Below are 14,629 nucleotides of genomic sequence, written 5' to 3' on the forward strand. Positions count from 1 at the left end.
TTATTTTGAATAAATATGCATCTATCAACTAAGACACTTGAAAAACTTCGTGACTTAATCAATGAAATCACCGAATACCGATCAGGGCCAAAAATTATCGATTTTTTTGGTATGTTCGATTATCAAGATGTATATGGGCAAGGTTTTCCATCTAGATGGATGTACACAGATCTACGACTTTCTCAAATAAATGGCACACCAAAATTAGATATATGTATTAAAAACTTATTTAATCCTATAAATTATATTGAAGACTTAAATCGACTAGATAATTTAATTAAAGAGTTCAATAAATATCTACAATTCGACAAATATCAAATTACTAGAACCAACACTGAAATTAACCTTACACCTATTACAAAAATCAATCTTGATGAACAATTCCAATCAGATAATGAAAATATTGAAAATAATTTTATAAAACATGAATTTAAGTTTGATTACTCTCAGTTAAATCTCATCCCAACTTTAATGCCTGTAATCAAAAGTAGAATAATAGAAATTGAAAAAGCTTTTAAAGCTGAAGCATACCTTTCCGTTGTGTTATTAGCTGGTAGTACATTAGAGGGAATATTCTTAAATATTGCTTCTTTAAATCCAAGAGTTTTTAATACTTCAAACTGTAGCCCTAAAAAAGATGGCAAAGTAAAAAACTTCGATCAATGGACACTTCATAATTTCATTGAAGTATCTCATTCAATTAATTTAATTGAAAAAGATACATATCGATTTAGCAAAGAATTAAGAGACTTTAGAAACTATATACACCCATTTCAACAAATGAATGAAAAATTCACGCCTAGAGAACAGACAGCTAAAATTTGCCTACAAGTTTTGAAATCTGCTATCTCTGATATTCAAACCAATCAGAATAAAATTAGGGCATAAAAAAACCCACTCAATCGGAGTGGGTTTTTTCAGAATATGGTGGCTATGACGAGACTTGAACTTGTGACCCCCGCATTATGAGTGCGGTGCTCTAACCAACTGAGCTACATAGCCTTAAACTGTGCGCGCATTATGGGTTTTTCTGTTTAGAACGTCAAGCCCATATTGTGCTGATTGATCAAAATTTGGTGAAGTGAGCCGATAAGCCGGGTTCTGTCGAGAACGATCATTCCTCTAGGCGTACAATCACTCATACGCTCAAGCGACCTACCCGGATCCAGCATGGGCCATGCCTAAAGGATCCCTATTTGGTCTTGCTTCCGGTGGGGTTTACCATGCCATGAACTGTTACCAGTCATGCGGTGCGCTCTTACCGCACCCTTTCACCCTTACCTCCGATTCCGATTGCTCAGAACCATAATGAAGGCGGTCTACTCTCTGCTGCACTTTCCGTCGGCTCGCGCCGCCCAGGCGTTACCTGGCACCTTGCCCTATGAAGCCCGGACTTTCCTCCCCTGCTTCAATCACGGAGATCTCCACAGCAGCGATCGTCTGGCTCACTTCGAGCCGCATAGTATCAAATCTGGCAACTAATTGCTTGATGTTTTTTGAGCAGTCAGTTTTTCATACTTGGCCTGAAGCTGTTCCTGCGTCTCTGCATGGTTTGGATCAAGCGGGATACAGTCTACAGGACAGAATAACTGGCACTGCGGTTTGTCATGATGTCCGACGCACTCTGTACATAAGTCCGGGTTAATCTCATAAATGAGTTCCCCCATATAAATTGCCTCATTCGGGCATACAGGTTCACAGACATCACAGTTGATGCATTCATCGGTGATATATAAAGACACGCTACCAACCTTGTTGAAGTTTACGCTCGAAGGCAGCAACCACGTTTGGTGGAACAAACTTGGTTACATCCCCTCGCAAGCGGGCAATTTCACGCACCAGAGTGGATGAAATAAAGGAATACTGTTCTGAAGGGGTTAAAAATACCGCTTCAAAATGTGAATCAAGTTGGCGATTCATGTTGGCCAACTGAAATTCATACTCAAAATCTGACACTGCACGCAGACCGCGCAGGACTGCTGTAGCATTCTGCTCACGGAAAAAATTCACCAGCAGGCCGTCAAATCCTACAAATTCAACATTGTTCAAATGGCTCAACGACGCTTGGGCCAGCTCAACTCGCTCTTCCAGACTAAATACCGGGTTTTTGTGATGTCCGATTGCAATCGCAACCACAACTTCATCGAACATCTTTGCTGCACGAGTCACCAGGTCAATATGGCCATTGGTGATCGGATCAAAGGTACCCGGATAAATTACACGAGTTTTAGTCATCCATTTGTACTCTGTTTATTGTGTAAGTTTCCATTTTAACAAAATCTTGATTTTTTGGCGAAGAAACTCCATCAATTTAAAAACTTCAACTCAATTAAAGTTGCGGTACAATAGCAGCAAGTTTGGAAGTATCAGATTATGGCGAAAGCAAGTATTGTAGTTAAAAAAAATAACGGCGGAACGATTGCGCTAAACAAACGTGCCCGTCACGATTATTTTATTGAAGAAAAATTTGAAGCTGGACTTTCCTTACAAGGCTGGGAAGTAAAATCCTTGCGTGCTGGTCGTATGACCATTGTAGAGAGCTATATCACCTTTAAAAATGGTGAAGCTTTCCTGTTTGGTGCCCAGATTCAGCCGCTATTGAGCGCTTCTACCCACGTGGTACCAGAAGCAACGCGTACACGTAAGTTGTTATTGAATCGCCGTGAAATTGACAAGCTGTTAGGTGCAATTAACCAGAAGGGTTATTCATGCGTGCCTTTAGCCTGTTATTGGAAAGGTCCTCATGCCAAGCTGGAAATTGCTTTGGTAAAAGGTAAACAGCTGCATGACAAACGTGCCACCGAGAAAGACCGCGACTGGCAGCGTGATAAAGCGCGCATTATGCACAGATAAAATATGCACAAGTAAAAAACCTCCGTCATGCGGAGGTTTTTTATTTCAAAATCTTCAATTAATGCAAACGGTGCAATGTCTGGGCAACGTGCTCACCGAATAATACCGCGGTTTGCAAATCACCTTCAGGAGGCGTGACATCCACCGGTGCATTATCGGATTGGGTCATTAACCCCAGGAAGCTCGACATACGGTTCAGATCAGTCACGCTACGCCCTGTTGGCATTAACGGTAAACCTGCCCACAACATGCCATGCTGCATGGCAAACAGATTGATCTGCTGCAATACCGCCAGCTTGTCACCACTGAGACCACCGCCATTGGTAAAGGCTGCTGCCAGCTTGCCCTCCCATGCACGTGCCAGCCAGCGTTTCGAAGACTGTTCCATAAACAGCTTCATTGCAGCACTGATACTGCCCATATAGGTCGGACAGCCAAAGATGATGGCATCTGCGGCATCCAGCACATCCCAGTCGACTTGTTCTACATTCATCAAAGCAACCTGAACGCCTGCCTGCTGTGCACCCTGTTCAATATAATGGGCTACTTTGGCAGTGTGTCCATAAGGACTGTGATAAACAATCGCGAGAGTTTTGGAAGATAGGGACATAACAATTAAAAGCCAAAGGTTTCAGTGAAGTTTAACATTTTCAAGCCATAAACACGAATGTTGCCATGCGTCCAGTCTTGGCTTCACGGCGGTAAGAGAAATACTCATCGGCCTGACGATAAGAGCACTGATCACCACCCAGCACAGTTTGAACACCATGTTGATTCAGGATATAACGGGCAATCGCATACAGATCGGCATAGTGCTTGCCTGCCTGTTCGCCTGCCTGAAAGGCACTGTCCAGCTCAGGATATTTAGAACAAAATGCTTCTTTTACTTCTACACCAATTTCAAAACAGGGCTGGCTAATCGCCGCACCGAGCCATGCCCAGGTCGACTGAGTCTGCATCGCAGCAATGGTATTTTCCACAATCCCACCTGCCAGCCCACGCCAGCCTGCATGCAGATTGGCGACCTCTGTGCCATCTGCATTGCCCAGTACCACAGGCAGACAGTCCGCGGTCATCATCATCAAGGCATGTGCTTTGCGCTGCGTGACCAGACCATCGCCGATCAGTGCCTCAAATGGCATCTGCTCATTGATGTTATGACAAATGGTGCTATGGGTTTGGGTCATCCAGGTGATTTTATCTACACCAAAAGGCTGGAAATCTTTTAGCAACTGCATGCGATGTTTTTGCACACGCGCCGGATGGTCATTGACATGCAATGCCAGGTTAAAGCCTGCCAGTTCTGGCTGCTCTGATGGCTGTACCTGCTCATGATGAACACGGGTCTGCCCCACATAAACGCCTCGAGGCAAACCTTGTACAAATTGCATGTCTCTTCCCTTTTAATGACAAATGCTGGAAATGAAGAAATTAATAAGCCTTGTTTTCGCTACGCAGCACTTCAACCAGATTGGTGAAGTCTTCTGGCCACGGCGCGTTAAAGATCATTTCTTCTTTGGTCCGTGGATGCTTCAAACCTAAGGTTGCTGCATGCAATGCCTGACGTTTAAAGCCACGTAAGGTATCTTCAAGCAATTGCGAAGCACCTGCTGGCATACGGACACGCGGCATATATACCTGATCACCGACCAGACCATAACCGATATAGCTAAAGTGCACACGGATCTGATGGGTACGACCAGTTTCTAGACGCGCCTGAACACGGGTAAAGTGCTGGAAGCGTTCTTTCACATTGTAATGGGTCACAGCATCTTTACCGCCCGGCAATACGGTCATTTTGACACGATCGACAGGATGACGTTTGATTGGCTCGTCAATAGTTCCACCCGCAATGATGTTGCCATATACAATCAGGTCATAAACACGGTACACCGATTTTTTCTCAAGCTGACGACTTAACGAGAACTGTGCTTCAAGGTTTTTCGCAACAACCAGTAAACCCGATGTATCTTTATCGATACGGTGCACCAGACCGGCACGCGCCAGTTCTGCTGATTTTGGGTAATGATGCAATAAGGCATTGACCAAAGTACCAGAACTATTGCCCGCACCCGGATGTACTACCATGCCAACTGGTTTATTGACCACAATAATGTCATCATCTTCGTAGATGATATCCAGTGGAATATCTTCAGGAAGGCTGCGGGTCTGTGCTTCAAGCTCAACATTTAATGTAAGTGTTTCAAAACCATCACATTTATATTTAGGCTTTACAGGCTGACCATTGACCAATAAATTACCGTCCTTGATCCACTGTTTCAGCTTTTCGCGGGAAAAATCGCTCCATACGATCGCGGCAACCTGATCGATACGCTGGCCCAGATAGGTTTCATCCACTTGAAATTGCAACGCTAAACGTGTTGCAGTTGTGTCTGAAGTATGGTTATCTGCATCCTCAGAATCTTCAAGTAAATTAAAATCAGTTTCAGGGAAATTAGAATTGGAAGATTGTGCTTGACTCATTTGCTCATTCAGACAAAAGTGGTTTAATAGTGCAATTGTAGCTCATTGCCCGTATTAACAGAGGAATTTTTATGTCGCTACCACATTATAAAATGACAATGCTTGCAATTACGTTAGGCGTTGCATCGGCAATGGTAGGCTGTAGCAGTAATCCAACAAAAAAAGACGTCGTGGATAAAGGCCCTGAAACCAGCGAACAAGTTTATATTCAAAAAGCACAAAAAGCGCTTGATCGTAAGCAATACAGTGATGCTGCACGTCAGCTTGAAGGTCTGGAAACCTATTTCCCTACCAGTCAATATGCAGCTCAGGCGCAACTGGATCTGATCTATGTCAAATTCCAGCAAAAGGATTTTGAAGGTGCAGTGGCATTGGCTGAACGCTTCATCCGTCTAAACCCGCAACATCCAAATGTGGACTATGCCTACTATGTACGTGGTGTAGCCAATATGGAACAAAACTATAACGGTCTGCTGCGCTATACCAAACTGAAACAGTCACACCGCGATGTCAGCTATCTGAAAGTGGCGTATCAGAACTTCGTTGATTTCATTCGTCGTTATCCTTCAAGCGAATATGCAGTTGATGCTGCACAACGTATGAAGTTTATCGGTCAGGAACTGGCTGAACATGAAATGAATGCGGCACGTTTTAACATCAAGCGTAAAGCCTACCTTGCGGCAGTTGAGCGTGCGCAATGGGTAATTGAACACTACCCACAAGTGCCACAAACGCCAGAAGCTCTGGCAACCATTGCCTATGGCTATGACAAGCTCGGTGATAAAGCCACTTCACAGCAATATATCGAAGTACTGAAACTGAACTATCCAAATCTGGTGAATGCCGATGGTACGGTGAACTTAAGTTCAGCGCGCAGTGAAGGCAGTTTCTTCAACCGTGCAACGCTAGGAATCTTCGGTAAGGAAGCACGTACCTACTCAGGTTCTGACAATATTCCAGAACCCAAACAGGAACGCAGCCTGACCAACCGTATGTCATTTGGTTTGTTAGATCGTCCTCAAAACACTGAAACTGAACAGCCTGAGCCGACTGCTGAATAAGCCGACTGTTACAGGTGCAATTTTGCAAAGGGCAAGGTATCATACTTGCCCTTTTGCCATTTCTGAGCAGTGCTTGAACAAATCGCGCAAAAGGTATACAAAGGAATTTATATAGAGCCGGCTTAATTCCTACTCTAAATTTTTCAATGATTTACACCTTATAAACGCAGCACGAGAAGCTCAGCAGACTATGGCCATTCCTCAACATACGATTGATCAGATTCTCGATCGCACCGACATTGTCGATGTGATTGGTCAATTCGTGAAATTAAAAAAAACTGGCCGTACCTATTCGGGCTGTTGCCCTTTCCATCAGGAAAAATCGCCTTCTTTCCACGTTTACCGTGACAAGCAGTATTTCCACTGTTTCGGCTGTCAAGCCAATGGTAATGCCATCCGCTTTTTAATGGATATTGGCAACCGTAATTTTGTCGATGTAATGAAGGATCTTTCGAGCCAAACAGGTATCGAACTACCAAAAGACAATCACGATTCCAATAAACTGAAATACAAACGTGAAGCAGCCAAGCCTAAAGCCGCAATAAAACCTTCTGCGCCGAAACCAGCAAGCAATATCTCCAATAATCAGAATCAGGCGCCTTCAGCTGTCAGTGATACTACATCTGTTTCCAGCTTTGACCCTTTTGCAGAATTTCAGAATCCTGAACAGGATTACTACAGCGATCCATTTGCTTCTTTTGAGCAAATGCCAATGCAGGACGCGCCGCAGGAAGGCAACCTGTTTGACCTGCTGGAAAATATTGCACAATTCTATGAGCGCCAGTTACCCAATAGTGCCAGTGCACAGCAGTATTTCCGCCAACGTGGCCTCAGTGCTGAAACAATTGCCTATTGGCGCTTAGGCTATGCACCGGAAGACTGGCAGCACCTGGAAAAAGCGTTCCCGCAGGATATCGAAGGTCTCAAGCTCTTAGGTCTGATTCGTACCAGTGACAATGGTCGTGACTTCGATCTGCTCCGTGACCGGGTGATTTTCCCGATTCGGGATGCGAAAGGTCGCGTGGTCGGCTTTGGTGGTCGTGCACTGAATGACGAGATCAAGCCGAAATACATCAACTCGCCAGATTCGGAAGTCTTCCATAAGAATCAGTTGCTGTATGGCCTGTATGAAGGTCGTAAGCATAAAGCACAAGACTGGTTGATGGTCGAAGGCTACATGGATGTGATTGCCTTGCAGCAATATGGCATTCATGGCGCTGTGGCAACGCTGGGTACTGCCAGTAATACCGAACATCTGAATATCCTGTTCAAGCAGAATCAACGTATCACCATTGCTTTTGATGGTGATGCTGCGGGTCAGAAAGCGGCACGTCGTACTCTTGAGATTGCCCTGCCGTTACTCAATGATGGCCGTGAGCTGAAATTCTTCGTACTGCCCAATGACCACGATCCGGACTCCTTGATCCGTCGAGAAGGCATTGAAAACTTTCGCCGTCTCTTAGATCAGGCTCCGCTCTTATCCGACTTTGTGTTTGCTCATCTGGCTCAAAACCATGATGTAACAACCCCAGAGGGTAAAAGCCAGGTCATGGCCGAGTTGCGTCAACTGACCGAGCTATTGCCGAAGCAGGGTTCTTATCGCTATCTGCTGCAACAGTTCTTCCGGGAAAAACTGGGTTTTAACCGCAAATGGCAACCCAAGGTTAACAATGATGCCAGTTTAAGCTTTAGTACCAAGATTGATGCTGAAGAATATGTAATTGCAATCCTGCTGAATCATCCTTATCTGTATATTCATTTTGAACCATTGCGTGCTCTGGTTGCACCGGATCAACTACTTTACAAGATTCTAAACATCCTGAATGTGGTTTTTGATGATCTGCCGGATGACCCTGAGTTATCGACTTACTATGTACTCGGCGCTTGTGCCGCACATCACCATGAGTTACAGCACATCCTGCAACATGCCAATGTCAGTGACTATACCTCTTCTCCTGAACAGGCAGACAAGCTGGCAGCCGATTTCTCGACCAAGCTGCAGTATCAATGCTTAAAGCACAAAATTAAGTCGAAGAAATTTAGCAGTATTGAAGAAATGAAGAATCTGAAGTTGCAAATTTTTGAAATTGACCGCAAGCGTACCATGACACTGCTTGAAGAATAATTTTCTTATTTTTTTAAGATGAATGATGGAGATCCGTATAGATCTCCATTTTTTATTGGATCGAAAATGCTTAGTGCTTTGGTTTACGGCGTTTTACCATGACCTCATGCAAGGTATTCTGCACCATCTCAAAACAGCTCGGGTCTTCAGCCTTGGCAGCTTCACGTAACACAATAGACGTCGGATGCAGTAATTTTTGCGTGAGGCGATGTGCAAATTCAGCCATCACGGTTTCTGCTTTCTCACCTTTAGCTACACGCTGCATGGCATGTGCCAGTTCCTCTTCACGCAACTGTTCACCATAGTCACGATAGGTATGAATAGTGTTACCTGCCAGATTTACTTTCTGCTGGGTAACCAGTTCAGTTGCCAGCTGATTAACCATGACTTCCGCTTCAACTGCTGCCTGACGGCGTTGTGCCAGGTTTTCCTCAATGACGCTTTGCAGATCATCGACACCATAGAGATAGACGCCATCCAGCTTTTCAACCTTGGCATCAATATCACGTGGTACAGCCAGATCAACCAGCAGCATTTGCTGGTAACGACGTTTCTTTAACGCAGCTTTGACATCAGCAAAATGAATCACCTGATGCAGACTACCGGTACAACTGGAAATCACATCAGCACGATACAGGTTCGCTGCCAGCTGATCAAAATCAATAATCTCAACATCCACACGATGCGCGATTTCCTGTGCCAGACTTTCAGCACGTGCGCGAGTCCGGTTGCAGATAATGACTTTACCAACACCCATCTCTGCCAGGTGCTTGGCCACCAGGCTATTCATTTCACCTGCCGCCACCATCATGACGGTCAGCTTTTCCGGTTTGGAAAAAACCTGGATCGCCAGCTGTGCTACCGCATACCCCATTGATACGGCATGACTACCGACTGCAGTTTCCGAACGTACACGTTTGGCTGCATAGAAAGCATATTCAAAGATACGGTTCAGATTTTGCGAAACGGTATGCGCTTCTTTAGCAAGGGATAAAGCTGTTTTTACCTGCCCCAGAATCTGCGGCTCACCCAGCATTAGCGAATCCAGACCACTGGCAACACGCATCAGATGAGTGACTGCCTGAGCATCCTCATAGCGATAAACATGGTTTTGCAGCTGCTTGACATCCACTCCATTTTTTTGGGCGAGCCAGTTCAGCACCATGTCGACATTGTCAGACATCGCGTAGATTTCAGTTCGGTTACATGTAGACACCACCACCATGTCATTCAGCTCAGGGTGCTGGCTTTGTTCAGCAAGCAAGGCACTTAATTTTTCAGGATTAAAAGCGACTTGTTCACGAAGTTCTACAGAGGCAGTTTGATGGTTGACACCTAATGCAAAGAAAGACATATCAGGTCATCATTTCGCTAAATTTATGCTATTGTGCAACATCGGTGTCATAAAAAGCATTACTTGGATCAAGAAAAAATTGCGATATATCAACAGCCGTGGTCACGGCCATACAATTAAGCAATATTCTACCACATTCTTACTTGTAGGTAGCATGGCTTCCACAGCCCAGCTTCAGGCAGCAGGAACAGTTTACCATGCCAACCCAAATTATGAAGCAATAAAACAGAGCATGATTGCCGAATTTGCTTTAGCTTCCAAAGACATCCCAACTGCCCTACATAACTATACTGTGCTGGCGATCAAGAGCAATTCCACCACCGTTAAACAGCGGGCATTGAATATTGCTTTAGAACATGATGACCTGCGTGCAGCTCTTGATATCTCTACGCATTGGGTAGTTCAAGAACCTCAAGATGTTCCAGCAATGTTCTATTTGGCGCATATTGCTTTAAAAGCGCATGAATATGAACTGGCAGCCGAAACTTTAGATAAAATTCTACAGATTGATGACAGTGCAGATCTGGAAGAAATTCTGGCAGGAATCGTCCCAACAGATGCCGAAGATCGAAATTATCTGATACAGGCACTCAGTTCCAGCAAAGCCAAAAACAACCCTTCCATTCTTGTCTTGGTCGCAGGACTGGAAGCTCAGAATGGCCAGTTTGAACAGGCACTGGCTACCATTAACCGCGCGTTAAAGAAGCGCCCTAAATCTACAGGCTATATTCTGCTGAAAGCCAATCTGTTACAGGCTTTAGACAACCAGGAACAGACCTTAAAATGGTATGAAAAAGCCAGCAGCAAAAACCGCAATAATATTGAAGTGCGCCTGGCTGAAGTCAAATACCTGATCAAGCTGAATGAAACTAAATTGGCCCTGCAAAAACTGGAAAGCATTCTAAAAAAATGGCCTACACATGAAGAAGCTTTGTTTATTGCAGGCCTGACCAGTATTGACCTGGAAGAGTACGACAAAGCAGAAAAATATCTGGTCGAACTGCGCTATTCAGATCAGTATCAGAATGAAGCCTACTACTATCTGGCGATTAATGCCGAGCGTAAGCAGCATTATGAAACTGCCAAGGCCTATTACCGTCTGGTGGATGGCAGTCTGTATACCGTTTCCAGGCGTAACATGATCACGATCTTCAGCAAGCAGGAAAAACTGACGGATGCCTTGCGTTTCCTGACCCAGGAACGGGTCAATTATCCGCAACATGCCAGCTTCCTGTATCTGGCTCAGGCAGACATCTTAAAGAAGATGAACAACAAGAAAGCCGCCCTGCGCCTGCTTGAAGAAGCCAGCAACAACCTGCCAGATGATCCAGAACTGGTTTATGCCCAGGTGTTGCTGTTAGATCCGCATCAGGATCGCCTGCTGCTCGATCAGTTGCTGAAACGCCTATTAGATATTGAACCGAACAACCCCGCCTATTTGAATGCCTATGCCTATACACTGGCAATCCAGAACCGTCGTCTGGAAGAAGCTCGCCGTTATGTCGAGCAGGCACTGGAATATGCTCCGGAACAGGCTTCAATTTTAGATACCTTTGGTTTTATCTGTTATCAGCAAAATGACTTTGCTACCGCTGCTCTCGCTTGGGAAAAAGCTTATAACTTGAACCCGAGCGCAAAAATTGGCGTACGACTGGCTCGCTCACTGTACATGAACGGTGATATTGAACAATTCCAACAAGTCTTTAAACAATTACAACAAAATTATCCGAATGATCCTGAATTAAAGCAGCTTCATTCGTTATTGTTATCACCACCGATGAAAACGAGTTAATTCTATTATGCTTAAGTTTAGCCAGCTGGCCTGCTGCTTGATTGCATCAGGCACTTTGATTCTGACCGGTTGTCAGCAGATCGCTCAACCTAAACTACCTGCCACTGCATCAATCCCGACTGCTGAAAATGAATTCCAGCTCCAGGGTAAAATTGGTGTGCGCACGCCACAGCAAACTGGCAGTGCCTTCTTTACCTGGGCACAGCAGCAGGAACAGTTTGATATCGAACTGACAGGCATTCTTGGTGTAGGCAAAACCCAGATTTCTGGTCAGCCTGGCCAAGTCACCCTAAATAGCGCCAAAACAGGTCTGATTCAAGCTGCAACACCAGAAGAACTACTGCAACGTGCAACTGGCTGGCAAGCCCCAATTACCCATCTGATCGATTGGGTACAGGCCCGTCCTGCCACTACCAGCGCCAAACTGCAAAAAGACGACACTCAACGCATCAGCCAGATTATTGAAGATGGCTGGATCGTGGATCTCAGTTATGCAGAACAGGCACGACTGCCAAACCGTCTGATTTTAAAACAGACACTTGGGAATGGCGGTGAAAACCGTATTACAATGGTCATTCAAAATCGTTAATGTATTTGACTGAAGTTCATCCATGATTCGTGTTCCCTCGCCTTCCAAACTGAATTTGTTCCTCCACATCACTGGCCGTCGACCAAATGGTTATCATGAGCTGCAAAGTATTTTTCAGCTGATTGATTTGTGTGACTGGCTAGAGTTTGAGCAGACCACAGATCAGCAGATTCAGATTGAAGGACTGGCCTCTGTGGATCTGGAACAAAATCTGATCTATCGTGCGACCCAGGTGCTTAAACCTTATGCAAAAAGTTATTTCGGCCTAAAAATCCGTCTGGAAAAGAACATTCCGATGGGTGCTGGACTCGGTGGTGGTTCATCCAATGCTGCTACAACACTCATCGTAGTGAATCAATTATGGCAATGTGGTTTAACAATTGAGCAGTTAGCTGAACTGGGTGTGAAGCTTGGTGCCGATGTGCCGATTTTCGTACATGGCCGAAATGCATGGGCAGAAGGGATCGGTGAACACTTAACATTCATTAACTTAGATCAAAAACAATTCATTGTGCTCAAACCTGACTGTTTTATCAGCACTCAACTGCTTTTTTCACAAAAAACGTTGACAAGAGACACGAAGAGCTCTAAATTTTGCGCCTATCAGATAACGCCATCTGATTTCGGAAATAACTTTGAGCCACTGGCAAGAAGCTTATATCCTGAAGTCGATGAAGCAATGCAATATCTCGACCAGTTCGGAACTGCAAAGCTTACAGGTACAGGTGCCTGCGTGTTTATCGAAGTAACTGATAACTTGAATGTCAGCGAAATTCTGGAAAATGCACCATGTAAATCTTACCTGGTCAACAGTTTAAAAGAATCTCCACTGCTTCAGTTTAAAGTTTCATAGGGGTATCGCCAAGTGGTAAGGCACCGGGTTTTGATCTCGGCATCCGTTGGTTCGAATCCAGCTACCCCTGCCATTTTTCACCTGTAGATGTACTGTATTAGGGGTATCGCCAAGTGGTAAGGCACCGGGTTTTGATCTCGGCATCCGTTGGTTCGAATCCAGCTACCCCTGCCATCTTACAGTCATCGAATTAGGGGCGTCGCCAAGTGGTAAGGCACCGGGTTTTGATCTCGGCATCCGTTGGTTCGAATCCAGCCGCCCCTGCCATTTTCTCGAAAAAAGACAGAGCACTCATTTGCTGTAAGACTGTTAATTTACCTTGACACTTTACCGCAAAAATATTAAAGTTCTGCCGCATTAGGGGTATCGCCAAGTGGTAAGGCACCGGGTTTTGATCTCGGCATCCGTTGGTTCGAATCCAGCTACCCCTGCCATCTATTCCTATATTTCCTAACCGCCAAGGGTGCTTCATGCCCAATCTTGTCGTTTTTAGTGGAACCGCGCATCCACAATTCGCTCAAAAAGTCGTAAGCCACTTACACATTCCTCTAGGTGCTGCATCTGTTTCTACCTTTTCTGATGGTGAAATCGCTGTAGAAATTACTGAGAATGTACGTGGTAAAGACGTATTCATCGTGCAACCTACTTGTGCCCCAACTAACGATAACCTGATGGAAATCTTAGTGATGGCTGACGCATTACGTCGTGCAAGTGCTGGTCGTATTACTGCTGTGATTCCTTACTTTGGCTATGCTCGTCAAGATCGTCGTCCTCGTTCAGCTCGTGTTCCAATTACTGCAAAAGTTGTAGCAGATATGCTAACAACTGTAGGCGTTGACCGCGTTGTGATGATTGACCTTCACGCCGACCAGATCCAAGGTTTCTTCGATATCCCAGTAGATAACATCTACGGTACACCTGCTCTTCTTGCTGATCTTCGTCAACAGTCGCATCACAACCTGATGGTTGTTTCGCCTGACGTTGGTGGCGTAGTACGTGCACGTGCTGTTGCTAAGCAAATGGGCGATATCGACCTAGCGATCATTGATAAACGTCGTCAAAAAGCAAATGAATCACAAGTGATGCATTTGATTGGTGATGTTAAAGATCGTGACTGTGTCATCGTTGATGACATGGTAGATACTGCTGGTACACTTTGCAAAGCAGCGGATGCCTTGAAAACTTTCGGTGCTCGTAAGGTTGTTGCTTATGCAACTCACCCAGTATTGTCTGGCAAAGCGATTGAAAATCTCAAGAATTCTGTGATTGATGAATTGGTTGTTACTGACACCATTCCTCTTTCTGAAGAAGCTCTAGCTCTTGGTAAGATTCGCCAGGTTTCAGTAGCAAGTATGGTTGCTGAAACAATTCGTCGTATTAACAACGAAGAATCTATTAGCGCAATGTTCGATTCTTATCTATAATAGTGCGCTGAAATTCCAAAGCCCTGCCATTTGGCGGGGCTTTTACTCACTAGATTGGTCGCAGATCTAGTCAATTAAACTTAAATAGGATGTC

The 14,629-nt window shown here is 44.8% G+C and carries 14 protein-coding genes, 5 tRNA genes and 1 other RNA gene; 12 read left to right on the forward strand and 8 right to left on the reverse strand.

The genetic code is table 11. The features are described 5' to 3' along the window. The first annotated feature begins 15 nt into the window (after positions 1–15). Positions 16–888, forward strand: coding sequence for a hypothetical protein (locus IHE35_RS10435; protein ID WP_242787313.1), 873 nt, complete (start codon positions 16–18; stop codon positions 886–888). 37 nt (positions 889–925) lie between these two features. Here IHE35_RS10435 and IHE35_RS10440 read toward each other — a convergent pair. The 4 genes from IHE35_RS10440 to coaD form a co-directional block, all read right to left on the reverse strand. After that, positions 926–1,002: transfer RNA gene (locus IHE35_RS10440), tRNA-Met, on the reverse strand. 72 nt (positions 1,003–1,074) lie between these two features. After that, positions 1,075–1,452, reverse strand: an RNA gene (rnpB, locus tag IHE35_RS10445) — RNase P RNA component class A. Between the two features lie 26 nt (positions 1,453–1,478). Continuing rightward, positions 1,479–1,742, reverse strand: a complete 264-nt coding sequence (locus IHE35_RS10450; RefSeq protein ID WP_034434081.1) for a YfhL family 4Fe-4S dicluster ferredoxin — start codon at positions 1,740–1,742, stop codon at positions 1,479–1,481. A 1-nt stretch (position 1,743) separates the two neighbouring features. Further along, positions 1,744–2,235 (reverse strand): pantetheine-phosphate adenylyltransferase, encoded by a 492-nt coding sequence (gene coaD / locus IHE35_RS10455; protein WP_004814921.1) that lies wholly within the window; start codon positions 2,233–2,235, stop codon positions 1,744–1,746. Between the two features lie 138 nt (positions 2,236–2,373). Between coaD and smpB the strand changes: the two genes are divergently transcribed. Then, positions 2,374–2,853, forward strand: coding sequence for an SsrA-binding protein SmpB (gene smpB, locus IHE35_RS10460; protein ID WP_242787314.1), 480 nt, complete (start codon positions 2,374–2,376; stop codon positions 2,851–2,853). Positions 2,854–2,911: 58 nt separating this feature from the next. Here smpB and IHE35_RS10465 read toward each other — a convergent pair whose 3' ends face one another. From IHE35_RS10465 to rluD, 3 genes are read right to left on the reverse strand one after another with little or no spacing between them, the layout of a single operon-like run. Then, positions 2,912–3,463, reverse strand: coding sequence for a flavodoxin family protein (locus tag IHE35_RS10465; RefSeq protein ID WP_242787315.1), 552 nt, complete (start codon positions 3,461–3,463; stop codon positions 2,912–2,914). Between the two features lie 40 nt (positions 3,464–3,503). Beyond that, positions 3,504–4,244, reverse strand: a complete 741-nt coding sequence (pgeF, locus tag IHE35_RS10470; protein ID WP_242787316.1) for a peptidoglycan editing factor PgeF — start codon at positions 4,242–4,244, stop codon at positions 3,504–3,506. 40 nt (positions 4,245–4,284) lie between these two features. Further along, positions 4,285–5,337: a 23S rRNA pseudouridine(1911/1915/1917) synthase RluD gene (rluD, locus tag IHE35_RS10475; protein WP_242787317.1), complete on the reverse strand. Its 1,053-nt coding sequence runs from the start codon at positions 5,335–5,337 to the stop codon at positions 4,285–4,287. A gap of 71 nt (positions 5,338–5,408) precedes the next feature. On the opposite strand from rluD, the gene IHE35_RS10480 reads away from it, so the two are divergent. Next, positions 5,409–6,398 (forward strand): outer membrane protein assembly factor BamD, encoded by a 990-nt coding sequence (locus IHE35_RS10480; protein WP_242787318.1) that lies wholly within the window; start codon positions 5,409–5,411, stop codon positions 6,396–6,398. Positions 6,399–6,588: 190 nt separating this feature from the next. Beyond that, on the forward strand, positions 6,589–8,523 hold the full coding sequence (locus IHE35_RS10485) for a CHC2 zinc finger domain-containing protein (RefSeq protein WP_242787319.1): 1,935 nt from the start codon (positions 6,589–6,591) through the stop codon (positions 8,521–8,523). Between the two features lie 70 nt (positions 8,524–8,593). Here the strand turns inward: IHE35_RS10485 and hemA are convergent, their stop codons facing one another. Beyond that, positions 8,594–9,877 carry a glutamyl-tRNA reductase gene (hemA, locus tag IHE35_RS10490; protein ID WP_242787320.1) on the reverse strand — a complete coding sequence of 428 codons (1,284 nt, stop codon included), beginning with the start codon at positions 9,875–9,877 and terminating at the stop codon, positions 8,594–8,596. A gap of 79 nt (positions 9,878–9,956) precedes the next feature. Here hemA and IHE35_RS10495 point away from each other — a divergent pair, with 79 nt between their 5' ends. From IHE35_RS10495 to IHE35_RS10530, 8 genes are all read left to right on the forward strand, one after another. Beyond that, positions 9,957–11,669, forward strand: coding sequence for a tetratricopeptide repeat protein (locus IHE35_RS10495; RefSeq protein WP_242787321.1), 1,713 nt, complete (start codon positions 9,957–9,959; stop codon positions 11,667–11,669). 7 nt (positions 11,670–11,676) lie between these two features. Continuing rightward, a complete protein-coding gene (gene lolB / locus IHE35_RS10500; RefSeq protein ID WP_242787322.1) occupies positions 11,677–12,258 on the forward strand; it encodes a lipoprotein insertase outer membrane protein LolB in 582 nt (193 codons plus the stop codon). 22 nt (positions 12,259–12,280) lie between these two features. Continuing rightward, a complete protein-coding gene (ispE, locus tag IHE35_RS10505; protein WP_242787323.1) occupies positions 12,281–13,111 on the forward strand; it encodes a 4-(cytidine 5'-diphospho)-2-C-methyl-D-erythritol kinase in 831 nt (276 codons plus the stop codon). Continuing rightward, positions 13,110–13,184, forward strand: a tRNA-Gln gene (locus IHE35_RS10510). Before ispE ends, IHE35_RS10510 begins: the two co-directional genes overlap by 2 nt. Positions 13,185–13,210: 26 nt before the next feature. Next, positions 13,211–13,285: transfer RNA gene (locus tag IHE35_RS10515), tRNA-Gln, on the forward strand. An 18-nt stretch (positions 13,286–13,303) separates the two neighbouring features. After that, positions 13,304–13,378 (forward strand) — tRNA-Gln (locus IHE35_RS10520). Positions 13,379–13,470: 92 nt separating this feature from the next. Next, a tRNA-Gln gene (locus IHE35_RS10525) sits at positions 13,471–13,545 on the forward strand. Positions 13,546–13,581: 36 nt separating this feature from the next. After that, positions 13,582–14,535, forward strand: a complete 954-nt coding sequence (locus IHE35_RS10530; RefSeq protein WP_242787324.1) for a ribose-phosphate pyrophosphokinase — start codon at positions 13,582–13,584, stop codon at positions 14,533–14,535. Positions 14,536–14,629 lie beyond the last annotated feature (94 nt).

Origin of the sequence: Acinetobacter sp. ASP199 (genome assembly GCF_022700675.1) — a bacterium.
In the GTDB taxonomy this organism is placed as follows: Bacteria; Pseudomonadota; Gammaproteobacteria; order Pseudomonadales; family Moraxellaceae; genus Acinetobacter.